At 59.9% G+C, this 25,285-nt stretch carries 20 protein-coding genes and 4 pseudogenes; 15 read left to right on the top strand and 9 right to left on the bottom strand.

Features of this window, described 5'->3' with window-relative positions:
* Window positions 1–68: 68 nt before the first annotated feature.
* The gene (locus HAP47_RS35480) at window positions 69–1,310 is read right to left on the bottom strand and encodes a cytochrome P450 (protein WP_173643933.1); all 1,242 of its coding nucleotides are present in this window, start codon (window positions 1,308–1,310) and stop codon (window positions 69–71) included.
* 503 nt (window positions 1,311–1,813) lie between these two features.
* Here HAP47_RS35480 and HAP47_RS35485 point away from each other — a divergent pair.
* The 6 genes and pseudogenes from HAP47_RS35485 to HAP47_RS35510 all read left to right on the top strand — a co-directional run bounded on the left by HAP47_RS35485 (window position 1,814) and on the right by HAP47_RS35510 (window position 7,399).
* Window positions 1,814–2,941: pseudogene (locus HAP47_RS35485) on the top strand (IS3 family transposase).
* A 149-nt stretch (window positions 2,942–3,090) separates the two neighbouring features.
* A pseudogene (locus tag HAP47_RS35490) lies at window positions 3,091–4,249 on the top strand (IS3 family transposase).
* Between the two features lie 257 nt (window positions 4,250–4,506).
* Window positions 4,507–4,920 (top strand): hypothetical protein, encoded by a 414-nt coding sequence (locus HAP47_RS35495; protein WP_173643932.1) that lies wholly within the window; start codon window positions 4,507–4,509, stop codon window positions 4,918–4,920.
* 2 nt (window positions 4,921–4,922) lie between these two features.
* Complete coding sequence (locus tag HAP47_RS35500; RefSeq protein WP_224924214.1) at window positions 4,923–5,279, top strand: hypothetical protein; 357 nt, start codon at window positions 4,923–4,925, stop codon at window positions 5,277–5,279.
* 212 nt (window positions 5,280–5,491) lie between these two features.
* The gene (locus tag HAP47_RS35505) at window positions 5,492–6,328 is read left to right on the top strand and encodes a hypothetical protein (RefSeq protein ID WP_224924213.1); all 837 of its coding nucleotides are present in this window, start codon (window positions 5,492–5,494) and stop codon (window positions 6,326–6,328) included.
* A 957-nt stretch (window positions 6,329–7,285) separates the two neighbouring features.
* The gene (locus HAP47_RS35510) at window positions 7,286–7,399 is read left to right on the top strand and encodes a TIR domain-containing protein (protein WP_231169030.1); all 114 of its coding nucleotides are present in this window, start codon (window positions 7,286–7,288) and stop codon (window positions 7,397–7,399) included.
* A gap of 374 nt (window positions 7,400–7,773) precedes the next feature.
* Here HAP47_RS35510 and HAP47_RS35515 read toward each other — a convergent pair whose 3' ends face one another.
* Complete coding sequence (locus HAP47_RS35515) at window positions 7,774–8,298, bottom strand: Fic family protein (protein ID WP_231168597.1); 525 nt, start codon at window positions 8,296–8,298, stop codon at window positions 7,774–7,776.
* A 377-nt stretch (window positions 8,299–8,675) separates the two neighbouring features.
* Here HAP47_RS35515 and HAP47_RS35520 point away from each other — a divergent pair, with 377 nt between their 5' ends.
* The 3 genes and pseudogenes from HAP47_RS35520 to istB all read left to right on the top strand — a co-directional run.
* Window positions 8,676–8,900 (top strand): hypothetical protein, encoded by a 225-nt coding sequence (locus HAP47_RS35520; protein WP_166071942.1) that lies wholly within the window; start codon window positions 8,676–8,678, stop codon window positions 8,898–8,900.
* A 234-nt stretch (window positions 8,901–9,134) separates the two neighbouring features.
* Window positions 9,135–10,673, top strand: a complete 1,539-nt coding sequence (gene istA, locus HAP47_RS35525; protein WP_173643975.1) for an IS21 family transposase — start codon at window positions 9,135–9,137, stop codon at window positions 10,671–10,673.
* Between the two features lie 11 nt (window positions 10,674–10,684).
* Window positions 10,685–11,323: pseudogene (istB, locus tag HAP47_RS35530) on the top strand (IS21-like element helper ATPase IstB); the annotation flags it as partial.
* A 6-nt stretch (window positions 11,324–11,329) separates the two neighbouring features.
* Here istB and HAP47_RS35535 read toward each other — a convergent pair.
* The 3 genes from HAP47_RS35535 to HAP47_RS35545 are packed head-to-tail and all read right to left on the bottom strand — an operon-like array spanning window position 11,330 to window position 13,560.
* The gene (locus tag HAP47_RS35535) at window positions 11,330–11,491 is read right to left on the bottom strand and encodes a hypothetical protein (protein ID WP_173643939.1); all 162 of its coding nucleotides are present in this window, start codon (window positions 11,489–11,491) and stop codon (window positions 11,330–11,332) included.
* A gap of 7 nt (window positions 11,492–11,498) precedes the next feature.
* Window positions 11,499–13,433 (bottom strand): recombinase family protein, encoded by a 1,935-nt coding sequence (locus HAP47_RS35540; RefSeq protein WP_210285309.1) that lies wholly within the window; start codon window positions 13,431–13,433, stop codon window positions 11,499–11,501.
* Complete coding sequence (locus tag HAP47_RS35545; protein WP_224497196.1) at window positions 13,408–13,560, bottom strand: hypothetical protein; 153 nt, start codon at window positions 13,558–13,560, stop codon at window positions 13,408–13,410. Before HAP47_RS35545 ends, HAP47_RS35540 begins: the two co-directional genes overlap by 26 nt.
* 375 nt (window positions 13,561–13,935) lie before the next feature.
* Here HAP47_RS35545 and HAP47_RS35550 point away from each other — a divergent pair.
* Window positions 13,936–14,160 (top strand): annotated as a pseudogene (locus HAP47_RS35550) (ATP-binding protein); the annotation flags it as partial.
* Window positions 14,161–14,545: 385 nt separating this feature from the next.
* Window positions 14,546–15,325 (top strand): radical SAM/SPASM domain-containing protein, encoded by a 780-nt coding sequence (locus HAP47_RS35555; protein WP_224924211.1) that lies wholly within the window; start codon window positions 14,546–14,548, stop codon window positions 15,323–15,325.
* A gap of 288 nt (window positions 15,326–15,613) precedes the next feature.
* Here the strand turns inward: HAP47_RS35555 and HAP47_RS35560 are convergent, their stop codons facing one another.
* Window positions 15,614–15,937 (bottom strand): VirK family protein, encoded by a 324-nt coding sequence (locus HAP47_RS35560; protein ID WP_224924210.1) that lies wholly within the window; start codon window positions 15,935–15,937, stop codon window positions 15,614–15,616.
* A gap of 1,179 nt (window positions 15,938–17,116) precedes the next feature.
* Here HAP47_RS35560 and HAP47_RS35565 point away from each other — a divergent pair.
* From HAP47_RS35565 to HAP47_RS35580, 4 genes are all read left to right on the top strand, one after another.
* Complete coding sequence (locus tag HAP47_RS35565; RefSeq protein WP_224924209.1) at window positions 17,117–17,779, top strand: hypothetical protein; 663 nt, start codon at window positions 17,117–17,119, stop codon at window positions 17,777–17,779.
* A 1,924-nt stretch (window positions 17,780–19,703) separates the two neighbouring features.
* Entirely contained in the window at window positions 19,704–20,393 is a 690-nt protein-coding gene (locus HAP47_RS35570) for a response regulator (protein ID WP_029083933.1), read from the top strand.
* A gap of 26 nt (window positions 20,394–20,419) precedes the next feature.
* Entirely contained in the window at window positions 20,420–21,874 is a 1,455-nt protein-coding gene (locus HAP47_RS35575) for a type II and III secretion system protein family protein (RefSeq protein WP_173643930.1), read from the top strand.
* 10 nt (window positions 21,875–21,884) lie between these two features.
* Complete coding sequence (locus tag HAP47_RS35580) at window positions 21,885–22,547, top strand: CpaD family pilus assembly lipoprotein (RefSeq protein WP_166071926.1); 663 nt, start codon at window positions 21,885–21,887, stop codon at window positions 22,545–22,547.
* Window positions 22,548–22,596: 49 nt separating this feature from the next.
* On the opposite strand, the gene HAP47_RS35585 is transcribed toward HAP47_RS35580, so the two are convergent.
* The 3 genes from HAP47_RS35585 to sctT all read right to left on the bottom strand — a co-directional run bounded on the left by HAP47_RS35585 (window position 22,597) and on the right by sctT (window position 25,285).
* A protein-coding gene (locus tag HAP47_RS35585) for an IS5 family transposase (RefSeq protein WP_231168600.1) occupies window positions 22,597–23,357 on the bottom strand; the annotation gives its coding sequence in 2 pieces (ribosomal slippage) (window positions 22,597–23,028 and window positions 23,031–23,357; 759 coding nt in all).
* Window positions 23,358–23,429: 72 nt separating this feature from the next.
* Window positions 23,430–24,467 carry an EscU/YscU/HrcU family type III secretion system export apparatus switch protein gene (locus HAP47_RS35590; RefSeq protein WP_166071925.1) on the bottom strand — a complete coding sequence of 346 codons (1,038 nt, stop codon included), beginning with the start codon at window positions 24,465–24,467 and terminating at the stop codon, window positions 23,430–23,432.
* Window positions 24,464–25,285: a type III secretion system export apparatus subunit SctT gene (gene sctT / locus HAP47_RS35595; RefSeq protein WP_173643928.1), complete on the bottom strand. Its 822-nt coding sequence runs from the start codon at window positions 25,283–25,285 to the stop codon at window positions 24,464–24,466. The genes HAP47_RS35590 and sctT overlap by 4 nt, the downstream gene beginning before the upstream one ends.

The raw sequence follows: 25,285 nt of genomic DNA on the forward strand, positions 1-25,285 counted from the left end.
CAGCGAGACTGGCCAAAAAGAACGCAACCGTGATGCGGGTGTCAGCTCCCAATCCAGAGCATCACGGCCTAAGCTGCGATCCGCACGGGAAGCACGGAATAACCGTGCACAAAATTTGACGCAATCCGCTCGGGCTCGCCGACAACCTTGACCTCTAGCCCCGCATTCAACATTTCCTCCCACAGGATTCTCAGCTGCAGTTCCGCAAGATGTCGACCAACGCAACGATGGATGCCGAAACCGAACGAAAGATGCTGCCGCACGTTCTTGCGGTCGATCACGAAGCTACTCGCATTCTCGATGACCTCTTCGTCGCGGTTACCAGAGATGTACCACATGACGACCTTGTCCCCTTGCCTGATTCGTTTCCCACCCACGATGGTATCGACCACGGCGTTCCGGCGCATATGTGCGATGGGTGTCTGATATCGAATAATCTCGGACACAGCGCTCGACACCAGCTTGGGATTATTGCGTAGTTTTCGCAACTCGGAGGGATACCGGTTCATGAACAGGAGCCCCCCGGTGATCGAATTGCGCGTAGTGTCATTGCCTCCCACGATCAGCAGAATCAGATTCCCGAGAAACTCCATCGGATCCATATGGCGCGTCGCAGGAGAATGCGCCATCATGGAAATCAAGTCGAGGCGAGGCTCGGCATTGATGCGCTCATTCCAAAGACGGGTAAAATAGTCCAGGCACTCGAACAGGATTTTGCTTCGCTTGTCCCAGCTATCGACAGCATGACCTTTTTTCGGAATTGTAGCACCTATGTCCGACCAATAGGTCAAGAGCCGTCGATCCTCAAATGGAAAGTCGAATAGTGTGGCGAGCATCTGCGTCGTCAACTCAATGGAGACCATGTCCACCCAATTGAACGCATCATTGCGCGGCAAGCCGTCCAGAATCGTCCTGACCCGACAGCGAATTAAGCCTTCGAGTTTTGTCAGATTTTCCGGTGCAACTATCGGACTTACTGTATCGCGCTGCTCGCGATGTTTGGGAGGACCTATCTTGATGAAACTCTGAGTCCAGTGCTCATCAGGCACATCGATAATCGTGACTCCTCGCTCTGACGAAAATACCTTATGATTTGCATCTACCGCCAGGATATCTCGGTATTTCGTTAGGGACCAATAGGGACCATAAGGACTGTCTTGGCAGTAATGAACGGGATCCTCCCTTCGCAGCCGCTCGAAGCAGCTCCATATCCTATTATCTTGAAAACGCTTTGCTTCGCTTACGTCCAGATTGCTCAGCGGGATATTGCAAGCATCGTCGGCTCCAACGTCTGCCAATCGAGTTTCCATGACCGTCTCCGCAGATCTTGCTCGCTCGAGAGCTCACGGATCCATTTAGCGATTTCAGGTTTCGAGCTGCCGTAGCGTCTTGTTGGGGGTTGTCGTTCGACACGGTATCGCAAAGTTTACGCAACCACCCCCTACCATTATTGGCAGTCAGGATCGCATTGACTCTCTAAATCAATCTGTTCCAGTGGATCGATGAGAAACTATCACTGGTAGACAGGCGTCGCGTCATGGCAGCCGCATTACTGCTCGAGCTATCGAAAAGGACGCAATGTGATCCTTCTTTGAAAACGGCTAACCTCGCTATCTTCGGCGGCTCGGGACCGCCCCCTCAATTCATTACTGAAATGGACCCCGATTTTGGGACCAGAGGTTAAGTTGGAAAAGGGCCGCTCCGTTTGATAAACGGAGGGCATGAAGAGCTGGCTCCGCAAATTCGGACAGTAGCTTGAGTGGATTTTCTGCCTGAGAGCGGCGAGGATTCTTGCCGCGAAACAGGAGCGAAGATGACGAAGAGGAGTCGCCGGACGCATTCTCCGGCATTCAAGGCAAAGGTGGTTTTGGCGGCCGTGAAGGGGGAGAAGACGTTGGCCGAGCTGGCGCAACTGTTTGATGTCCATCCGAACCAGATCACGACCTGGAAGTCCCAACTCCTGGAAGGCGCCGCCGGAGTGTTTGGGCAGGACAACGGACCGGCCGAGGCGCCGGTCGATTTGAAGCGTTACATGCCAAGATCGGCGAGCTTGCGCTGGAGAACGATTTTTTGTCCGGCGCGCTCACCAAGGCGGGCCTGCTGAGCGCAAAGCGATGATCGACCGCGACCATGATCTGTCTGTCGTGCGCCAGGCGAAGGTCCTGAACCTTGCCCGCAGTACGGTTTACTATGAACCTCGGCCGGTTTCGGCCGAGGACTTGTCTTGATGCGCCGGCTCGATGAGCTGCACCTCGATTATCCCTTCGCAGGGGGGCGCATGCTGCGATCGCTGTTGCAGCGTGAGGGCATGCAGGTTGGCCGCCGCCACGTCGCGACGCTGATGAAGCGCATGGGGATCGAGGCGATCTATCGCCGTCCGAACACGAGCAAGCCCGCACCGGGCCAGAAGATCTACCCGTACCTATTGCGCGGATTGAAGATCGAGCGGCCGAACCAGGTCTGGGCAATGGACATCAGCTACATTCCGATGCGACGTGGATTCGTTTACCTCGCCGCGGTCGTCGATGTGTTCAGCCGAAGGGTATTGGTCCATCGCGTATCGATCACGATGGAGACGATATTCTGCGTCGAAGCGCTCCAGGAGGCGTTGGCGAAGCACGGCAGGCCCGAGATCTTCAACACGGATCAGGGTAGCCAGTTCACCAGCCTCGACTTCACCGGCGTGCTGCTGGACGCGAACATCGCCATCAGCATGGACGGCAAGGGTGCCTGGCGCGACAACGTGTTCGTCGAGCGGCTGTGGCGCACTGTCAAATACGAAGAAGTCTATCTGCGTGCTTACGACAGCGTGCTCGAGGCGCGAGCATCGATTTCCAAATATCTGGCGTTCTACAATCGAGGACGTCCTCACTCGAGCCTTGACGAACGCACGCCCGACGAGGCTTACTTCGGCGCGCAAACGATGGTGACGGCCGCATGATCGTCGCCAACGATTTTGCTGCGGATCTGGTCGGGCTTACGCCCTCCCGACGCCACAGCAAAATCGTAAAGCCCCGCGTTCAGCATAACCCGGCAGGAATCCACTTAATTTTCGCGGGGCCCTGTCCAAACAACCGGGACCAGCTCTTGATGACGACGAAGACGAGACGCAAGATCGACGCGGCACTGAAGGCAAAGATTGCGCTGGAAGCCGTGCGGGAGCAGGCGACGGTGGCCGATCTGGCCCAGCGCTATGAGGTTCACCCGAACCAGATCTATGCCTGGAAGAAGCAACTGCTGGACCATGCGGCGCGGGCCTTTGATGCGGGTGTCGGGCGCGAGAGCGAGGAAACGCGCGAACGCGAGATCGAGAAGCTGCACGCCAAGATTGGACAACTGACGGTCGAGCGCGATTTTTTAGCGCGGAGGTCCGGAAGATGAGCACGCCGGACCGTCGAGGAATGCTCGATCGCGCCGACAAGGCGCTGTCGATCCCGTCGGCAATGCCTGTTGCTTGGCATCGCGCGCTCCGGGGTCTACCGGCCGGCCAACGACAACGACCTTGCCCTGATGCGGCGGATCGACGAGCTGTTCATCGCCTGGCCGTTCCTGGGCTCGCGGCGAATGACCGCAATGCTGAAGGCTGAGGGGCTTCAGGTCAATCGCAAGCGCGTGCAGCGGTTGATGCGCAAGATGGGCATCGCGGCGCTGGGACCGAAGCCGAACACGACGAAGCCGGCGCCGGGCCACAAGATCTATCCTTATCTGTTGCGCAACATGACGATCGACCGACCGAACCAGGTGTGGGCCGCCGACATCACGTATCTGCCCATCGGCCGTGGCTTTTCTTTATCTCGTCGCCATCATCGACTGGGCGAGCCGTGCGGTTCTGGCGTGGCGATTATCGAACACGATCGACGTCTCGTTCTGCGTGGCGGCTCCGGAAGGGGCGCAGGCGAAGTACGGCAGGCCGGAGATTTTCAATACCGACCAAGGCAGCCAGTTCACCAGCGCGGCCTTCACCGGCGCGTTGGCGGGCGCAGGGATCAAGATCTCCATGGATGGCCGCGGTCGTTGGATGGACAACGTCTTCATCGAGCGGCTGTGGCGGTCGCTCAAGCATAAGGACATCTATCTCAAGGGCTATGCCGACGGCCGCGAGGCCAAGGCAGGGATCGCGAGCTGGATCGCCTTCTACAACGATCGTCGCCTTCATCAGGCGCTCGGCTATCGCACGCCGATGGCGGTCTGGCGCAAACGGTTGCAGGCCGCGAAGGCTGTGGAATGGTGGACAACGCTGACGCGTTGACCACATGCCCACAGCAACAGCAGCAGACAGTGTCTCTGGCAGCGTGATAGGAAGTAATCAGGAGCGGTCAGTTTCCAACTAACAAACCGGCTCAAGCGGCCCCGCTCCGCGGGTCCATTTCATCGCCCAGCGCGGCCGTTGAAACCTACGATGTCACCGATTCGAACGGCGTGCCATTCATACGGGCGCGGATATTCGGTGTCGGAGATGGCCCTTTTTGTTGTGGCCCAGGTGACGAGCAGCGCGCACTGCGGAATTTGCCGCAATGGGAAATAGATCATTCACTGGCTGCGATTCAGTATTGGGCTGAAATCATTAAGGTCATACCGGGTCAATCGCCGGCCATCGTCAACGTCGCCGGGATTGCCATTGACAACGCATGGGCCTCTATCCAATCGTCACCCGATGGCGGCAACAAGGTGCAGGCGCACTCACGAGGCGGCTCGCTGACCTACGGGGCGCTTGGCATGGTTGCGATCGGACAGATGGGGTTTTCAGCCGAAGCATACATCCCTTCGCAATTGCCGATGACGCGAAAGATAGGTCTCGCACCCGTTACGATTCATGAAATCGCCCATCAGATGGGAATCGCCAGTACTATTGACGGCTACGAAGCATCGCCGCATTTCGCCCGAAGCGATAAATGGCTGGACGGACCATTTGCACGATGACAATGGCAAACAAGCCAAGCCGGGACAAGCGATCTATTGCTCCGGCTGCGCCAACCTGCGAGCTGACAACGTTTTCGACCTGCGCCGCGGGCTATTTCGCCGGGAAGCATATGAGTGAAGTGCTGGCCGGCGCCATGCCCGGTATTCCGGTGCAGGCGATGCATGAGGACGCGTCGCCGGATGCAGCCTTCGTCTCGCATAGCGAGCTCAAGAACAGCTTAATGAGCCACCAGCGATACCGGAATTACACACCCTTCATGGAGGCGGAGTTTGGCCGCGTTGCAGGATATCGGCTATACCATCGATCGGCGCAAGTTGTTCGGTTACTCCATCTGCGGCAACGGTCAGAGTCTGATTAGCGATAACCCCTTCTTCGCTCGCAACACTGAAGGAACCGCGTATCGCCCAAATACATACAACACGGCGATGCTCGGACTGGGGCTGCATGTCTATGGCCGCGACAACACTGTGGTCCAGCGCGCCGGCCTGCTTTCGGAAGGACCGGGGGGCGCTGGCATCCGCGTCGATGGCGAAGCCAATCGGATAACAATCCCGCCGGGGACCCGCGTCCATGCGGACGGCGATGTTCGCCTATGGCAAGGGTCACTCGCTTACTCAGCGTGGCGACGTGCAGGCGCTCGGCGAGCATGGCATCGCAGCAAGCTTCGACTTTGGCAACAATACGATGGGCAATCACCGTGAATATCGTGGCTCGTATATTCGCACGATTGGCAATAGCGCGGCCCCGATGCTGAACGAAATCGACGGTCCGCTCGTCAACACATTCGATCTGACCGGGCGCCTGGCTGGCAGTTACGCCGCGATGTACGTGTCGAACAGTGGTTATGTGGGCGAGATCAACGTGATGCGTGGCGCAACGCTGTCAGGGGACATCCTGTCTGATTACGCCCAACTTGACGAGAAGGGTTCGCCGCGCCTGACCAAATTGACGTTCGGTATGACGCCTGACACGAATGGTCACACAACGGGACAGCCCGACGCAAGCTTTGCGACCCGCTATGAAGGTAACATCATTGGACGCAACAACCTGTCGCTGCAGTTGTTCGGCGGCGTCGCGTTGTTTACTGGCAATCACGAAGTGTACGACGCAACTGTCGCGCAACACGCAACCCTGTCCGGTAACGGCAGTTATCTGCTCAATACCGATGGCCGCTTCACCAATAGCGGGGCTGTCGCGCCGCTCATCGATGGTCGTGACAACAACATAACGGTGAATGGGGGCTATCTGCAAACGTCCACCGGGCGCTTGCAGCTCGCAGTGAACGATACTGGTGCGTTCAGCCGCCTCGTGGTGAACGGAGGTGCGGCGCTCGACGGTACCCTCGCGATTATGCCGCAGCGTGGCTGGTATGGCAATGATTTCAGCGTCTGGCTCTCGGGGCCATAGGTCAGGACTCAGATTGCCGTAATCAACCAGCGCCTTATCCGTGGTGTTTTTCTCCGAGAAGTCTTGATAGCCGGTCGCTCGAGCAGGCGATGTCTGGCTCCTAGTCGGCTATTCACTCCCTGGCATTTAATCCAAACGTCTGGTCGGCTGGACAAGTTTGTTGTTTGCAGCGCCAGTTGTCGAAGAGGTGCACCAAAGCTGAAAATTATCTCTGGATGAAAACTAGCGCCGTATTGGTCGAGGCGTCGCCAAGGCTGATTCCGGGAAAATTCGGCAAGCGCCTGTGCCTCAGTTTGAGATTGTCTGGCTTCCTACCTGCTTCTTGCACACGCGACGCAACCCCGGACGGTCCACTTGTCGATCCGCGTCAGCACATCCTCCCAGCCAAGCCAGAAGCCTTCGCCGCGGTAGCGACAAGCGTCTTATCAGTCCGGCAAAAAATTTTAGAACAAAAATGGCCAGAATGCGTGACAATGGTTTTCAACTTCTTAGGGACGCGTCAGGCGGGGTGAATATGCGCTTGGTAAGGTTCTGACGCTCGGCGAACGACGTGTTGATTAGGGCCAGATCCGTTGTCCAAGAGGTAGATCTTGATCCGGCCGATGCACTTGGGTGGGCTATGGCCCCCGGATGCGGCCACCGCGAAAATCTGTTCAGCATCGCCTAATCAGCATCAAAATAACATCTCGCGCCCGCAGGGAGCCTGGCTACGGTATGATATCCGGAGCAACGATTCGGCGGCCAGATCTGGCCTTGACCCCAAGTCCGCGCCGCCGTAGCGCCCCGTCCGAAAGGGCGGGGCGCTTTCCTTTTGCATACGTCCCTTGCGGGGGATTCTAGCAGAGCATCAGATGGGTAGCCGCAACTGTATACTGTCAAACAGGCCTTGGATCGTTGGTCGCGAGCGGTATTGTGGATACGGAAGCAGGCCTTCGATCGCGGGCGCGGCAGAATGTCGTGTTCGAACTCGGCTTCGTTATCGGGAAGTTTGGGGCAGCCAATGTGGCTGCGCTTATGAAGTCGACGGTGGAGAAGCCATCCGACCTTGATGGCATTGCCTATATTTCCTAACGGCCCGGGCACTTCCTTGAAGACTGAGCTTGCACGCGAAATGTATCACATGAAAATCCCCTTCGATACCAAGGCTGTTCTTACAGCTTAGGTAAGCCTCGATCGTGCATCAATCTTGAAGAATGCTCGACGTGATCGATGCCGGCGATGAGGGGGTGATTGGCCGCGACCCAGGCGCGGCTAGGTAGGCTGATCAGTTTGATCTGCATCGCTAAGTCCAAGGGAGTAACTGGTGCTGCGACCGCCTGCGGCGTCTTTTGAATGCCGCTTGATTAAGTCATTAATGTCGCGCGTTGCGGTCGGCTGCGAGAGCTTGGCAATTTTTCCTACTTCGACGAAGTGAGCTTTCCCTGGAAGTCCGTCGAGCAGCCGATTTAGCATCCGTTGCTGGCGATCGCTGAGGTCGCTCGTGGCATGCTTTTCCCAGAACGCTGCCTTCTGCAAGACGCTACCGATGATCGTCTCAGCGCCGTCGAAAGCCCGACCCAGGCAACCGAGAAACCAGTCGAGCCAATTGATGATGTCGAGCGTGCTACGTCGGGTTCGCTCAAGGATGTCGTAGTAGACTTGCGCTCCTTCCGGATTTGCCTGGACATGCTGTAGAAGCGCCGCGTGCTTTGTTCGGAACGCACGAGTGCCAAATCGGCGATCGCACGCCCTATTCGTCCGGTGCCGTCCTCGAAGGAATGGATGGTCACAAACCGCAGATGCGCAAGTGCAGCCGTGATAACAGGGGCCTGGCCTTGCTCGGTGTTGAACCAGTCCAGAAACGCCTTTATCTCGGTCTGAAGCCGCTTGGCAGCCGGCGCTTCAAGGTGAACACGTTCGCGGCCGAGGGTCCCCGACACCACCTGTATTGAACCTGCCTGTTCGGTGCGCCAGCGGATTATTCCGGTCATCGTTCTATCGCCACAAGCTCGCCATGGCCAAGGCCGCTTCCAGTCGGCTTCGCGGAGTTCGAGATTCGAGGTCGCTGCTTCGCCTGCGCCGGCTGCCGACGAAGCCTTTACGGCTTCGGCCGTATCGGCCCTCGCGACCACGTAGGTCACATATCGAAGCCCGCTGTCGTCTTTGACGACGCCAAAGTATCCGTCCTGCCGCCATCAGTTTGTCCGAATTCACGACAGGCGGACTTCACGTCCCTTGCCTGATGTGACCTCCCAACAACGGAAGGTTGCAATTGGCGGCGACCGGAGCGGTCAGTCCGTAAAATCACAGGCTCCTCTTCCATCCGTGCGGCGGATTGCGCTAGTCTGCGACCTGGAGGGAACAGGCCGTGGCGACCAGCTTTGAGCGGATCGACGCTTTCGCACGGCCTGCGATCCTGCCGCGCCTCCGCCATGTGCAGGCATGGCGCCGCGTCCGGCTGCAGCGCCTCCTATCTGATCCCAACATCGCACAGAATGATCCGGGAAGGCTCAAGTCCATCAAAGCCGCACAAAATTGCATGGCCGTCTCCGTGCGCGTCAAAGCCATCCTTACCGGGATCATCGATCGCTAGGGGCGCCGGGAGCGGCGCGGTGTCGAGTGCGTGCTGATTCCGCTCGATGTCGCCCACCATTCCGGAATGATCTCGCCCACCGTTCCGATTTGATCTTGCCCACCATTCCGAGATGATCTCGCCCACCATTCCGGGATGATGTCGCCCGGGGTGACGAGGCCTCTTCTGGCTCCGATACGGTCCCGCCTTTCGGCTTTGCGAAGGGGGACCTGGATGCCGACGGAGAGGTTTGCGATGCGCCATGTGCGCGATGTGATCAGATTGAAGTCGGCCGGGATGCCGACCCGCGAGATTGCGCGGCGGGTCGGCACGGCCCCTTCGACGGTGCGGTTGACGATCCGCCGGTTCGAGGCGGCGGGGCTGACCTGGCCGTTGCCAGACGACGTCACCGACACGGTGCTGGAGGCCCGGTTGTTCGCCAGCGCCGGAGCCGGTCCGGGCACCCGGCGGGGCCATCGGCGGCAGGCCGAGCCGGACTGGGCGGCGGTGCATCGCGAGCTCAAGCGCAAGCACGTGACGCTGTCGATTGTGTGGGAGGAGTACATCGCGGGCGAACCCGGCGGGTATCGCTATTCGCGGTTCTGCGAGCTCTACCGGGCCTGGGAAGGCCGGCTGTCGGTGACGATGCGCCAGTCGCACGCGGCTGGCGAGAAGCTGTTCGTCGACTATGCGGGCGACGGCGTGCCGGTGGTGATCGACCGGCTCACCGGCGAGCGGCGCGCCGCGCAGATTTTCGTCGCGGTGCTCGGCGCATCGAGCTTCACCTACGCGCAGGCGACCTGGACGCAGGGCCTCGCCGACTGGATCAGCGGGCACGTCGGCGCCTTCGAGGCGATCGGCGGCGTGCCGGCACTGCTGGTGCCGGACAACACCAAGGTCGCGGTGATCAAGGCCTGCCTCTACGATCCGCAGATCAACCGCAGCTACGCCGATATGGCGGCGCATTACGGCACCGCCATTCTGCCGGCCAGGCCACGACGGCCACGGGACAAGGCCAAGGTCGAGCAGGCGGTCCTCATGGTCGAGCGCTGGCTGCTCGGACGGCTGCGCCACCGGATCTTCCACAGCCTCGCCGAGGTCAACGCGGCGATCGCCGAGTTAATGACCCGTCTCAACGAGGAGCGGCCGATCCAGCGGCTCGGCGTCACCCGCCGCAAGCTATTGGAGGAGATCGACCGGCCGGCACTGAAGGTCTTGCCGGAGAGCCCTTACGTGTTCGCCGAGTGGCGGATCTGCCGGGTCAGCATCGACTATCACGTCGAGGTCGAGGCGCATTACTACAGCGTCCCGCATCGCTTCGTCCGAGCCGAGGTCGAGGTGCGCTTCACCGCCCGCACCGTGAAGATTTTCCACAAGGGCGAGCGGATCGCCGCGCATCAACGCGTGAGCGGCAACCACAAGCACACGACCGTACCGGAGCACATGGCCTCCAGTCATCGGCGCTACGCCGGCTGGACCATCGAGCGCATCCGCAAGGATGCAGCCACGATCGGACCGGCCACCGCGGCGCTGTGTGATCTGATCCTGGATGAACGCACACACCCCGAGCAGGGCTTCCGCGCCTGCCTCGGCATCATCCGGCTGGCCCGCTCCTACGGGCAAGAGCGGCTCGATGCCGCCGCCATGCGGGCGATCGATATCGGCGCGCGCACTTACGGTTCGGTCAAATCGATCCTCGCCAACAATCTTGATCGGCGTCCTTCACCCAAGCGCTCCGCGGACGACGCGCCGATCCTCCATCCCAACATCCGCGGGCCGCGCTACTACAATTAGGAGATCACGCCTTGCTCACCCATCCAACCCTCGATCAGCTCCATCAACTCGGCCTTCACGGCATGGCCAAGGCCTTCGCCGACATCGAAGCCGGCGGCGAGGCCGCCAGCCTCGGTCACGCCGAATGGCTTGCGCTCTTGCTCGAACGTGAAGCGTCGCTGCGACGCGACAAGCGACTGTCGAAGCGGCTTCAATATGCCAAGCTGCGCCAGCAGGCCTGCATCGAGGACATCGACTATCGCACCCCGCGCGGCCTCGACCGCAGCCTCTTGACGATGCTGGTCGAAGGCCAATGGATCGACGACCACGCCAATCTTTTGATCTGTGGCCCGTCCGGCGTCGGCAAGAGCTGGCTCGCCTCGGCGCTCGGCAACAAAGCCTGCCGCGACAATCGCTCCGTGCTCTATCAGCGCGTCCCGCTACTGTTCAGCGATCTGGCCTTGGCGCGCGGTGACGGCCGCCACCCCCGCCTGCTGCGCGCGCTCGGCCGCGTCGATCTCCTCATCCTCGACGACTGGGGTCTCGAGCCGCTCGACGCCGCGGCCCGCCACGACCTCCTGGAGATCCTCGAGGACCGCTACGGCCACCGCTCCACCATCGTCACCAGCCAGCTTCCCGTCGATCAATGGCACGCGCTGATCGGCGAGCCGATGACTTCATGATGCCTCCTTCTTCGAACGCTTGGTGCGTCGTACCCGATTGCGAAGCTGACGGATTTGGTCGTCTGAGAGCTCGATCTGCCATGGCTGGCCTTTGGCTAACTGACGACCTGCCAGCAATTCCCGCGCGAGATAATCGAACACCGTCTGCGGGGTCACTCCAAGCTCAGCCGCTGCGCCCTGAATTGAGAAGCTTCCATCGGGCCAGCGCATCGGATTCTTGTCCACGCCGTTGATTTTGACGGTGGGAATGCCCCAGCGGGTACGCAACAGCCAGACATTCTCGCCTTTGAAGGCGGCAGCCTCGAGCCGCGACGAAGCCTTCCTGATTGAGTATTGCCGCGATCTCGGCATCCATTTTGTGTTCAGCATTCAACTCGACGATCCGTTGCCGCAACCGATCAATGTCGATGTAATCACGGTATGTCTGAACGCGCCGTTGCACGTGATGCTCGCTGGTTGCACCGGTCTGCCAGACGATCTTGAGCCACACCTGACCTCGGGTCCGCTTCTGATCAAGAACGACTTCGCGGATCACAAATCGCAGAATGCGCTTGCGATCGGCTGCCGACGTGGTGGCCGCGTTCCAAATCCGCGGCAGGTTCTCGCCGAGCGCTTGTAGCCCTGCGCATTCCGCCGGGCCAATCAGAAGCGGCTCTTGCCCGCGCCAACGCGCATGCTCCTGCTCGACCGCCTCTGCGACACGCAGCCTCTCTTCCCAAGCCCGCTCAAGTGAGCGCGCCACAAGACGGTTCTCGGGCTCTACGGCGTCATACTGGCGCCGAGCGCGCTCGGCCTCGTAGCGGGCGCGCTCCACGCGAAGCGCCCACTGGCGCTCGAGCTGACGGCTCTCCTGCTCCAGTTGGCCCGCGGCTGCGAGTGCGATCTCAATCTGATCCGGCACCAGGGCGTCGAGGACTATCCGCTCGACCAGCGCGTCAACCGCCAAGGCCCGGACTTCCTGGCACATTGCACTGCCTTGCTGGTCCCGATCCGAGCGGCAGCAATAGACCGGATAGTCGGCATTCGGGCCCGTGTAGCGCATGCTCATGCGCCGTCCACAACGACCGCAGACCGCAATTCCTTGTAACAGGGCTGCCCCCTTGCGCGGTACGCCAGAGTGACCTGCCTCATAGCGGCAGACGTTATCTGCCAATCGCCCCTGGTTGGCCATGAACTCCTCCCAGCTGATATAGCCTGGGTGAGCGGCGTGGAGGCAAACCGCCCAATCCGCGATCGCTACCTTGACCGTTCCCGTCAGCGATCCCCGCCGGCATCGGCTCGGGTCCTTTTGCCGGCGGCCATAAACATACGCCCCAGCATAGGCCGGATTCTGAAGGATATTAAGGACGCGTGTGCTATCTGGCGCACGCCAGACGATCTCGTGTGGAGAAGGTCCAAGCAGCGGCCGAACCGGCAAGGACAATCCATTCCTGTCCAAGTAGCGCATCACACGGCGCGCACTTTGCAGTTCCCGGAATTTAGCAAACACGAGATGAAGACGGGCGCGCACCTCCTCATCCGGATTGAGAACAATTGTGCCCGCTCGATCGTAGGCGAGCCCGGCCGGCAGCGGCAGCCGCAGTTCGCCCCGCGCCGCCTTCTGCCGTTCCCCTTGGTGAAGGCGCATCCGAAGCTGATGCAGCTCCGCCTCGCTCATGATGCCGGACAGGCCCAACAGCAGGCGGTCGTGATAGGCGCGCGGATCGTAAAGCCGCTCGCCATCCGCAATCAGCACGCCAAATACCGAGCACAGTTCGAGAAGCTGATGCCAGTCCCGGTTATTGCGGGCCAAGCGCGAAGCGTCGAGACTCACCACGAGACCGGCGTTGCCAAGGCCGATCTCGGCAATGAGCTTCTGGAAACCATGACGGTCCACGCCGCCAGCACCGGATTTGCCCAGATCCTCGTCAATCACCTGGACGCGCTCGGGCGGCCAGCCCAGACCGATGGCGCGATCGACAAGGCGGTACTGCAGCTCGGTGCTCTCCTGATGCTGGCGCACCTGGTTCACGGATGACTGCCGCACGTAGACATAGGCCAACTTGGCTCGGTGAGCCGTCGTGAGCCGCTCGTCAGCGACGGTCGAGCTGATCAGCACGACCCAGTCCCCTTCCGGGCGTGCCGGGGATCGCTTGCATTCGCCGCATCAGCGCGGCGATCGTTTGAGCAATCTGGGTTTGCGTCGCGGTCGACAGATTCGGCCAGAGGCGCGGAATGTCGGCCATCGGACGGCCGGATGGATTTGCCAACGTTGGCAGGGGTCGATACGCAACGCGACCTGGGAGCGGTCGGTGGGTCATCGCGAATCACCTTCTCGTCGAGAAGGCTCAGACTCGCGCTCAAATGTTGCATCAATGGGATCAGCGTCCGTACACTGATGCGCGGCAGGTCGGCCGCGTTCGGGCGGAAAGCGATCGACGTCTCGGTAAGATCCGTCGACGCGATCCGAACCCCCCGCCGCCGTCCGTCCGGCAGCGCGACAACAACGTAGGCGGGACCGCGTCCCGACCGCTCCTTCAGCACCTCAAGCCGGTGCCCAAATAGGAAATGATGCGGGTCAGTGATCGTGACGTGAGACACGACCCGTTCAAGAATAGGGGTACTCTGCCGTGTTCGGCGACCAGGCAATGACGTTGGCTGCCATCGATCGTTTGGTCCACCACGCCACGATCCTCGAGATGAACGTCGAAAGTTACCGTCGAAAAGTTGCCCTCGATCGCAGACGCGGTCCAGGCCGGCCGCCTGTTCACACTACCCCCAACGAACTCGACGGCGGCCAGCGTCAATTATCTCCTGACTCGGCCGCCTCGTCTCATCTTGATTGACGCGCCGCTCTCATCCTGATTGTCGCGTTATAGGTGGCGGATCGTCGAGACACCGGGCTACGACATGGCCTTGGCGAGCGCCTACATCCTGTTCAATGAGGTCGGCGGCGAATTCGCCTTCCCTTACGGGCTCCATTCCTGGAGCCTGCAACGGCGATGCCGTCGAGTTCGGCTGGCAGGGAAACGACGAAATGGAGCCAGCCGAGGGCGACGGCTGGGCCGAACTGCAGGAGGACGGCTCTCTAAGGGGAGATCTGCCTCCTCAACGGCGACAACATTCCATTCATCGCGCGCCGTTCAAAGACTTCTTCAACAACCTGCTAAATCCCAGCCGCCGGGAACTACAGATTACGACGACGGCAGGGTGCATCGTCCGATGTTCCTATTGTCCGAGGATAAGTTCGCAGAACGCCAACGCCCCGTGTCCCAAGCGAAGCACCTTGGTCTTCAGGATCTCAAGCGATGTCTGGCACGCGTACCAGCGGTTATCGATATCGGCTTTGCGGGTTACTCGGAGCCTTGGCTCCATCCGGAGTGCACGACGATGTTTGAGTATGCTTACAAACGCGGCCATGGCATCCGCATTTTCACGACCCTTGTCGGAATGAATAGGAGTGACGTTCGACGCTTGCAAATGCTGCAGTTCAAGAGCTTCGTCGTGCACGTCCTCGATGACGGCACTTACATGAACAGCCGCCTTGTCGGAAAGACCTATCTCAATGTCCTGCGGAGACTGGTCGAGGCGAACATTCCCTCAATTCGATACGTCGTTCTTGGCAAAGTCCATCCCAAACTCGCCGACATCATTCCCGCCAAACAGTTAACGCGCTTACGGCCGCTGACGAGCAGGCGAGGACGTACTGATCCGAGTATCATCAAACCACGGCGGCCTCTCGTCGGCACTCTAACTTGCATTGGCGAACGGCAAAATCGAAATGTCCTCCTCCCGAACGGCGACATTAGTCTGTGCGGCATGGATTTTGAGCGGCATCATGTCCTGGGCAATTTTCTGCGAGACGAATCCGAGGATCTCTTCGAAACACCGATATTTCGCGAAATCATCGATCGCATGAACGGAATGGACGGCTTTCTGCTTTGCAGGAGATGTGAATATGCCAAACCGCAATCGTCGGGAGGCATGACCGGTGCCGGTCACGCCGTTTGAGGAGCAGGCCAGCAAATGCCAACGCCATGAGTTGTAAGCGACGAAATGACAGGAGCGAAGCGTCGCCTTTCGCGCCCGAATTATTGAGGTCTGCTGAACACCGGCGCCCCCCGTTACGATGGCTTGGGCGAACTGACGCAAATTCGTGCAACTCGGCCAGAGGGGAGCAAAAGACGGCCAGAACTGATTCTGGCCGTCGGCACGGAGCTATCGTGTCAGGATACGAAGAACCTCCGTAGAATAAGGTAGCGACGCCGCTTCCTCGCCGCGGCGCAGTCGCCGCTTCGATCACCAGATGAACTTCGCGCGATCAGGCAGTTCGCAGACAAACTCGCCCTGGTTCACGAGTTCGGTCGTCCCGATGATAAGCTTGGAGGCCCGCACCGTGAGTTTACCTTCGCGGCTGAGGCTGTGACGAATGTATTCGGTCACGGCATGCCCGGAGCTGTCCACGGTTTGGTCCGCATTGGCGAAGCTGATGCCGTTCCGGGTGGTCACCCTGAAGGCATTGATGACCAAACCGGCCTGCGTCGCCGATCCGGCCTTTCCACCCTCGGCGACGGTACAGCGGCTCATATCCAGTATAAGCTTCACACTCTCGCCCGTCTGCAAGGCAGCACCTCGACGTATTTCGGCGAGGGCTCATCGGCCCGGGCCATCGCGCTCACGCAGGCGATCGAAAGCAAGGACAGTAGGATCGACAGGCCTTTGCCAATAAACTTCATAGGTTTTTCCTCGGTGAGAACCACAGATCGCAGAAGCGCAACGTTGCAGGATCTCGTGCTCGCAAGGCCGTTTGGCGAGTTCGAGCATCACGCGCGGTCGCACTTTGCGAAAAAAACAACCTGTCGTAAACAGGCGTAAGTGGTTGTGGCGGCTATTCCGACGTCACAACCTCGTAGGTCAGGTTTGCTGAAGTCGCTTCTCCTCGGGCGACATCGCCGGACCGACTTCATCAAAGACGCGGCCACTTGGAAACCACGAGCGGCAAAGCTCCTCCGACGGAGGTCGACATGATTGAGCGGATGAGCTTTTACATGTGTGTAAGCGCGCGGTTTCCGGTCAACAGTTCGACCAGGGCGCATCTTGCCAGGTTGTTTACGGTGATACCTGCATGGCTCTCTGCCACCTAAACAATACGTCCACAATGACGACGACGACAAGCGCCCAACGCAGCGGCGTGAATAAGCCTTGCCCAGTCAGGGCGTCTGATCTCGGCCTTAACAAACAGGAATGCCAGACGGCGAAAAACAGCGCCGACTTTGCTCTACCGCTTTGCGCGGCTTCCGTTCGGCTGGCCGCTCGCCTTACTGGACTGAATTCATCCATCCGGCACCCCCTCAGCGGATATCGCTTATTTCCCCGTCCGTCAGCTTCCTGAATGCTACATCTACGAAAATGTACACGAACGAGCAGTACTTGAAAGGCATCCAATAAATATTGGATCCGCGGAATGCTGCAGAAACTCCGGTTGGCGTTCACGATGTCCTCCCGCAGCCGTACCGGGTGCCCCGGCAGCTCGATGGGTCGAACGCACAGACCAGCTCAAGGGCAGAACCGTCCGCTGATCAAGCAAGCTTCGAGCAGCAGCTGGATGCCCTGCATCCGACTCCCCCGACGTCGGATTCAGTTCCTACCGCAACAAATTCCGCAACTTCCACGTCCTCGACTGGGCCGAACGAGGCCCGGCAAACCGTTCGCTATCCAGCCGCATCATTTGTGGGCGCGCGCGCTCAGCTTGCCGCAACGCTGACAGGCGCCCCCCTTGATGCGCTCAGAAATGAGATCGAATTGGCTGTGCAGCAATTGGCACGGTGGTCGCCATCGACCGCCGCTTTCGACGGCGGTGTCGATCGGGAGCGCGTTTTCGATGACGTGGTAGGATCGTCATATGTCACGCTGCGGCGCTTCCAGCACCAGGACAGCGATTGCAGGCCGCGCGTGGAAGACAACACGAGCGCAATATCGCATGTGCGCAACACGGCGCGGGATCATTCTTCCATGGGAGATCCTCTGGAGCGATATCCCATGGACCGGGCGCGCCAAGCCGGATGGCATATGCGCGGTCGAACAGCATTCCCCTTCGTGTCGCTGGTTGAGGATCCATCCAAACTGGTCGATTCGCGCGATCACTGGGCACGAGCGATCGCCCAAAGTACGAACGCGCTGCACACCTACACCGTACCGAGGTCCGCGGTCTGGACGCCCGACGACGTGCTGAGCAGCATTGGGCTCGGAATGAATGCTGAGGATCAGCACAACATCGATGCGGATGTGGACCTCATGTGCGCGCTGGGCAGAACGCCAACCCCAGAGACCGAGCGCCTTTTCTGGGCGGCAATCTCGACGACTACCGGACCGCCGGCGACCCAAATCCGTACAAGCGCGATGGCAATGATTAGACGGCCTCCTGCGCGCCCTTTGTCGGTAAGTGCCTTCATGCTGAAACGCTAGGCACGTCCCCCAGGGAAGAAACGGAGGATGTGCCATGAGCGCAGGCTTTACAAACAACGTATCGAGCAGCCTCCGCATGCGGCCTTCGAACGGGCCCTGCGAACGGGTCAGGCATCTGGAGCCGCCCGAATGGCTCTTTAACGCGTTCTTGGCGCGGCGCCCCAAGCGCATCTGGCATCCCCGCATCGATCCGATGGCTAGCGGTCACATTCGTCATCGAGCCCGGTGACGTGAAGCGCTGAAAGCCCGGCTTCTGTTCACGGCCGTCTCAGCCTGATTCTGGACGCGCGTTCGATCAAGGGACGGTCAGACCGATCGCACCACCAAGCGCAGTAAAGCGGCATCAACCGCGGCATGCGGTGCATCGCGACAGAGTCCATTCGTCTCCTGAATGCGTTCCATCGAAACAATCGATTTTGCCGATCTTACGCGAAGACCCCATAGTCGGCGGAGCAATCTTGGGAGGCCGCATTCTACAATGTAGTGTGACAATCCTTCTCAGTCCCCTGCCGGTCAACTCGACTTGGGCAATCGCGCGTTTGCATCCAGCATGTAAATGACGCGGCAGGTACAAGCATCCCACGACTAGCCATAGTTTGTCTGGCTGATTGCCACATCTGAGGCGATCAGCCAGCCGCCCGGTCAGACGCTGTGGACAGCGGTGACGCGTAGTGAGAACGACTGCCTCATAACACACTGCCATCGGCTACGGCTCACGCTGGACATCATAAGGTAATGCATACGACCTTGAAGAAGGTGAGAGCGACCATGATTCGCATGTAGATGGCCGCGTCTGTGTCGACGCCGCTCCAGGGCGCCCGCACATTTGACGGGACTCCGCTAAACCAAACGTTAAAGACACTTGAATCGCACCGTACGTGAGATTGTAGGATTTCCGACAGCCTCACCACAAAGAACCCCACTCGGGCGAACACTTCCTGATAGGTAGCAAGAATTGCGAACATCTTTAAAGCTTAATGCAGCCCCACTCCGCCCCGTCACGCGGGTCGACCACTCCTTTCGAAGGCGACTTTTCAACGCCGCCTACCTGCAGGACGGACGAATCAGCACAGCCTTAGCCGGAGCAGACTGTAGCAGGCGCGTAGAATGCGGCCCCCGCTTATCTCGCTCCGTGCCGACACAAAGGCACTTTAAGGTCGAGCATCGGTCATTCAGCCGTCGTTCATCCCAAGCGATGAGAGACAGCTGGCGCAACGACTTCAATCCGATGATGCCTCGTTGCGCGTGCCGCGCCTTTTCGGCCTCGTGCACTGCTGTCGAGGGGATGCCGCGTCCGGGACATCGGACGCGATTCAAAGTCGGGATCGCTGGCGTCCTGCATGTCTATCACCGGCTACCGAACGGCTCTGTCGCTAGCCGGTAGGAGCATCGATCGCATCGTTACGCGCCGCGGCTTCTGAAGCATCGGTCGGTTGCGGGGCGTAAACTTCTTCAAGCGGAAAAGCGTGCTTTGTCATGACCTGGCGACGCCATAGGCGCAAGCATAGCAGTGCCGACCGCGGGACTTGAGCAAGGTGGCGGAGTTTCCAAATGTCGATTTTGCTAGACGGTTCAGATCCAGCTGTCTCCTGCGCTTGCGTATCGATCGCGCCGTCTGGCGCTAACGATATCGAACGAGGCGGCCCAGCGCGTGCACGCCTGGCCGCGATCAGCGCACCTAGGCATCCGCCTGCTGCTTCTATTTTGGGCCTCGTGAATGATTTCGGAGATCTTCCCAGTCCATGGCAGACCGCCGCTTTTTTGTGTTCGGTGACAAGTGAATGGCTCGACTTGCTGGCGCGCCACCACGATCTGCTTCGTCGCTTTCGGGCTTTTTCAAAGTGCGCCTCTGTGAGTTGGGCCGACGCTCTTGGTCACCCGTAACGTACGCAGGTCTCGGCGTTGATGAACGAGAGGCGATGACATGCGAATTCTCTTGGTTGATCATCACGCGGACTTTGCCCGCGCTGTGAAGGAAGCGCTCCTCGGTTGCGGGTTCGCGGTTGACGTGACACGCACCCTGGATGAAGCGGCGGCAGCGCTGGATTGCGCCAGCTACCACATTCTCTTGCTCGAATCGGCTTTACCGGATGGAGACGGCTTGAACTGGCTGAAGCAATTGCGGCGCGACGGATGTTCAATGCCTACGATGATGATGAGCAACTTGAACGATCTCGCCCGGCGGATCGCGATCTTTAATGCGGGTGCGGATGATTTCCTGGCCAAGCCCGTCTCAATCGACGAACTCATCGCTCGCATGCGCGCTATACTGCGACGGTCAACGCAGATGACGGCGCCGGTCGTGACATTCGGCAACCTGCATTTCGACCCGATCGGAAGACAAGTCTCCGTCAGCGGCCGAGTACTGAGGATTGCGCGCCGGGAAGTGTGCATTCTTGAGCATCTGCTGAGCCGCGCCGGCCGCACCGTGCCTCGGTCGTCACTGGAGGATAGCCTGTATGCCTTCGACGACGAGGTCTCCACCAACGCGCTGGAAGTTGGGATCTATCGCTTGCGCGCGCATTTGAGCCAGGCGGGTGCAACCTTAAGAATCAAGACCGCGCGCGGCGTTGGTTACACCCTTGAGCTCGTTAGTGCGGCATCGGCCGCCTAATCGATCGAACTTGAAAGCACAATCCCTTGAAGGTCATTAACAATGCTGCCGGCGCTGACAAGTCGCCGATGGTTTCCACGGCGCCGCTCTTTGCCGGTCTGCCGCTTCTCTGCTACGCCCTCTGCGCGCTCGCAGTGCTATTTCCATTTGCTGCCGCGGCTCAGACAAAGCGGGACGGCAAAGGAGAACCGCCGCGAGCTGCGCCTGGCAGCGCGACCGGCACCCTTAACCTGTCCTCCTCACAGGGCAAGACAGTTCATCTGACCGCTCCTGCGGCCAGCATCTTTGTTGCAGATCCGGCGATCGCCGATTACCAGGCCCCCTCAAACACGACGATCTTCGTGTTTGGTAAAAAGCCTGGGCGGACCAGCCTGTTTGCCTTGAACGACGCCGGCGAGGCCCTCGCCGAGATGCGTGTTGTGGTCACGCAGCCGATTGAGGATCTGCGTGCCACGCTGAGAGCCGAGGTCGGCGACTATCCGATTCAGGTCAGCTATACCCCGCGCGGAGCGATCCTTGGCGGGACCGCGCCCAATGCAGACGTCGTCGAGACCGCCAAGAAGGTGACCGAGCAGTTTCTCGGTGCGGGTGCGCTGGTCGTTAACAAGATCCAGGTCGCCGGCTCTTTGCAGGTGAATCTCAGCGTCCGCGTGGCGGAAGTCTCCCGCAGCGCCGTCAAGGATCTCAATATCAACCTCTCCGCCTCGGGCCAAAATGGCGCCTTCATTGTCACCGGAAAAAGTGCAGGTTCCGGCGCTGCGGGCGGCGGCGGCACGGTCGGTATCGGATTTAGCGCCGGCAGTATCAACCTGAGCGCTGTTCTCGACGCGCTCGCCAGCGAGCACCTCGCTTCAATCCTGGCTGAGCCCAACTTGACGGCGATGTCCGGGGAAGCTGCGAGCTTCCTGGCCGGCGGCGAATTTCCCATTCCGGTCATGCAGGATAACCGGCAGGTTTCGGTCCAATTCCGCCAGTTCGGCGTGAGCCTGGAGTTTGTCCCCACGGTCCTCAGCAACAACCAGATCAACGTGCGCGTGAAGCCCGAAGTCAGTGAATTGTCCACAGAAGGTGAAGTCAAAATCAATGGCATGGCCGTGCCCGCCCTCTCGACGCGGCGTGCCAGCACCGTTGTCGAGCTCGCCAGCGGTCAGAGCTTTGCAATCGGGGGGCTCATCCGGCGCAACTTCAACACTGACATCGGCGAGTTTCCTTGGCTCGGCGACGTGCCGATTCTTGGCGCGCTTTTTCGCTCCTCATCGTTTCAAAAGCGCGAAACCGAGCTCGTCATTGTCGTCACACCCTACATCGTTCGGCCGGGATCGAACCCGACTCGGATGAGTGCGCCGAACGATCGCATCGCGCCGCCCTCAGATGCGGGCCGCGTTCTGACGAACACGCTGGCACGGCCGTCCCGAGATCGCGATGGGCCCCGCACGAGCGCACCAGGGTTGACTGGCAGTGCCGGCTTTATCATCGAGTGAGGATCGTCAAATGCCCCTACGACATTTGTGCCATTTGATCGCTGTTGCGGCAGCATTAGGCGGATGCGCAAACAATGCTTCGACCCATTCTGGATCGGCTCAACAAGCGATTGAGGTGGAGCAGAAGAACAGCGTGTTGGTCCTGCAGAGCCTTCGCGGCTCCGAAAGGCGCCGGCTGCACAGTTTCATTGCAGCTGCGAGTGGCGGCCGGCGGGATGCACTTCATATCGAGGTCACCGGCTCGCCCCGTCTCATCGCCCAGGTGACGCACGAGGCCCGTGCCATGGGCGTTGCCCCTTACAACATCCGCCTGTCGGCCTCCCCGCTCGATCTGCCTGCCCGTTTCGGGGTGAGGATCGAGGCAATCACCTATCAAGTCCATCCTCCTGTCTGTCCGTCGCTTTCCATCGTCGGGCCTGCAGTTGACGATAATTCGTTTGACCCGACGCTCGGCTGCTCGACCAGAAGCAATCTGGCAGCCATGGTCAACGATCCGCTCGATTTGCTGGACAATCGATCGGTTATGCCAAGCAATGGCGATCGTGCCGCCGGTCCCGTTGCGAACTACGGGACATTTACCGCGCGCAACAAGAGCAATGGCGACGATGGAGCCAACAGGGCAGCGCCGGAAGCCCCAGCGGGCGGAACGAGGGACATACAGCCGCCTCGATGACGGCCTTTCGCAATCGCAGCCCCCGGTCAAAACGATCTAGGATCCGGACTCAATTGATCCACCAAGTGATCGCGGCGGCCAGCAGGATTGCAGACAGGAAGATGTCTGCGCGCTTGTCGTATCTGGTTGCGATCCGGCGGAAGTCCTTGAGACGGCAGAACATCCGCTCGATGACGTTGCGGCCTTTGTAGGCGACCTTATCGTAGAGATGCGGATGCTTGCGGGTCGGATTTGGCGGGATCACGGCCTTGATGCGGCGTGCGGCTAGTTCGTTGCGTAGGCTCCTGGCGTCGTAGGCTCGATCAGCCAGCAGACGGCGCGGGGTACGAACCATGCCGATCAAGCCGCGTGCACCGACCAGGTCGTGGGTGTTGCCAGGGGTGATCAGGAAGGCAAGCGGACGGCCGATATCGTCGGTCAGCGCGTGGATTTTGGAGGTCTGCCCGCCGCGCGAGCGGCCGATCGCGTTATTGAAGGCCCCCCTTTTGCGCCGGCCGCGGAGCGATGTGCTTTGATGTAACTGGAATCCACCGACATCGATCCGTACATGCCGGTCGATCCGGTCAGGGCGTAAAAAATATCCGTCCAAATCCCCTGTCGGCTCCAGCGGTTGAAGCGGTTGTAGACCGTCGTGTAGGGGCCGTAGACTTCCGGGCAATCGCGCCAGCGCGAACCAGATTTCAGCATGTGCACAATGCCGCTGATCACGCGTCTATCATCGACCCGATGCGCTCCCTTGCGCCCTCGTGGCAACAGCGGCTCAATCCGCCGCCATTCCGCATCGCTGAGCCAGTAGACCTGCTTTGCCATTCAAGCCTCCCTTCCGCTGAGAAGCTTGAATCACAGTCCAATTCCAGATGGAATCCCTATTGAGTACAAACCCTAGACCAGTCCGGCAGCGTAAAGCGCTTTTGCGACCGGCTCGAAATACTCTGTAGGAACCGGGTTGCCCAGCCTTGCTTTGCCGAGGAGCTGGTGCGCCAGGATGTCGTCATCTACAATACGGAGGCGGAGCGCGCGCGCCTCATGAAGCAGCTGTGACGCAGCGTCGCCTTCGCCACGGCAGACCAGGATCGGCACGCCGGTTTCGCCGCGAACATAGCGCAACCCAATCAAGGTTGCCGCTCCCCTCAATATCAAAGTGGCGCGATGGACGCCGAGCGGAGCCTCGTTCGCCGCCTCCTGCCGCAGACGGCGGTGCTCACGCTTTATCTGCGGATTGCCTTGCTGTTCCTTGTTCTCGCGCTTGGCCTCGGTTTCCGTCATGCGCATGTCCTGCAGAAACAACCAGCGCTGGATCAGAAGGTCGGCCAATCCGCCGACCAGAAAAGCCGCAGCGGCAATTCCGGTTAGCAGTTTGACCTCGGTGAAGACGAAGCCAAGACAGCCCATGCCGCAGACCGGCAGGTACACCAGCGTCTTCCAGCTTGCCATCACGGTGAGGAACAAACTCGTCCCGAGGACCACCACCTTGACCAGCGTCTTGCCAAGTTCGATCAACGAACGTTTCGATGCGATCCGCTTCAGGCCCTTGACGGGATCCAATTTCTCCAGCTTCGGCTTGAGCGGCTCCGAGGCAAACATAAAGCCGCCATTGGCCAGGATATTCGCCAACAGGGCCGCTGCCACGGCACAGGCGAGCAATGGCGCGACGGCTGCCAGCGAAAGCTCCAGCAAGCCACTGAGCGCTTGCGGGACCGCGCTCGTGAACGGCTGCTCCTGCACTTTGTCGATCAGCCGGACCGTTTCGTGCCACTTGTCTTCGATCGGCCCGGCTCTCCACCACAGACAGCCGAAACCGGCGCATGCGCTGACACCGCTCACCAAATCGGAGCTGCGCGCGCTCTGCCCCTTCTTGCGCGCATCGCGCAGCTTCTTGGGAGTTGGAGGTAGCTTTTTCTCCTCGCTCGAGCCGCTCATTTCAAGAGCTTCTTCAGATATTCCAGCACGTTGTCCGACGTGAGGATCTCAGTTCCCGCGTATTCAAGAAGATAGACGGTGTAGCTGACCATGATGAGACCGAAGGCGACATTCTTGATCGTCGGAGAGAGATCGTTCAACTTGAGCTGCGATGCAAAGCGCCCCAGCATCATGACCGATACATCGATCAGCAGCAGCAGGACCAGCACCGGCCCGGCGACCAGAAGCGTCGTCAGCATAATGTGATCGAGTAGGCTCAGACATTGCATTGCCCCTTGCGCCGTCACCGCGGGCAGAAACTGATACACGGGCCAGATCCGGTAGCTGCCATAAAGGCTTCTCACCATGGTCTGCAGGCCGCCCACCAGAACGAAAATCGTGACCGCCGTGATGCCGAGAAAAAGCCCGGTTCCCGACGCTTGGCTATGCGTTGCGGGATCCTCCGCCGCCACCTGGCTCGAAATTCCCCGTTGAGTATCGATGATGTCGCCGACCGCCTGGATACTCCATAATGGGATACTGAGCAGGATTCCGAGCAGAAGGCCGACGAACACCTCTTTCAGACCGAGCATGGTGACGCTGACCAGTCGCGTGTTTGGATCCAGCGCCTCCAAGCCGAGCTTGATCTGCGCCAGACACGGCAGTCCGATCGCAATCGTCAGGCTTCCTCGAACCAAGCCACTGATACGTGGCCTCGTAAAGACGGGAAGGACCAGCATGATTCCCAAGGCACGGGCCGCACCAAGACCCGTTGCGGCGACAAGTTCGATCGCGCCCTGGACCAGAGCTTGCGCATCTGTGGGGGACAGTCCAGCCAT

The organism is Bradyrhizobium sp. 41S5 (assembly GCF_011516665.3).
Lineage (GTDB): Bacteria > Pseudomonadota > Alphaproteobacteria > Rhizobiales > Xanthobacteraceae > Bradyrhizobium > Bradyrhizobium quebecense.

Bases quoted from the DNA above. Each gene is read 5' to 3' on its own strand.
- HAP47_RS35570 (WP_029083933.1), top strand. From the start codon at position 19,704: ATGCGAATTCTCTTGGTTGATCATCACGCGGACTTTGCCCGCGCTGTG.
- sctT (WP_173643928.1), bottom strand. From the start codon at position 25,285: ATGGCTGGACTGTCCCCCACAGATGCGCAAGCTCTGGTCCAGGGCGCG.
- HAP47_RS35545 (WP_224497196.1), bottom strand. From the start codon at position 13,560: ATGGCCGACATTCCGCGCCTCTGGCCGAATCTGTCGACCGCGACGCAA.
- HAP47_RS35515 (WP_231168597.1), bottom strand. From the start codon at position 8,298: ATGACCGGAATAATCCGCTGGCGCACCGAACAGGCAGGTTCAATACAG.
- HAP47_RS35590 (WP_166071925.1), bottom strand. From the start codon at position 24,467: ATGAGCGGCTCGAGCGAGGAGAAAAAGCTACCTCCAACTCCCAAGAAG.
- HAP47_RS35480 (WP_173643933.1), bottom strand. From the start codon at position 1,310: ATGGAAACTCGATTGGCAGACGTTGGAGCCGACGATGCTTGCAATATC.
- HAP47_RS35500 (WP_224924214.1), top strand. From the start codon at position 4,923: ATGGCAAACAAGCCAAGCCGGGACAAGCGATCTATTGCTCCGGCTGCG.
- HAP47_RS35580 (WP_166071926.1), top strand. From the start codon at position 21,885: ATGCCCCTACGACATTTGTGCCATTTGATCGCTGTTGCGGCAGCATTA.
- HAP47_RS35505 (WP_224924213.1), top strand. From the start codon at position 5,492: ATGCGGACGGCGATGTTCGCCTATGGCAAGGGTCACTCGCTTACTCAG.
- istA (WP_173643975.1), top strand. From the start codon at position 9,135: ATGCGCCATGTGCGCGATGTGATCAGATTGAAGTCGGCCGGGATGCCG.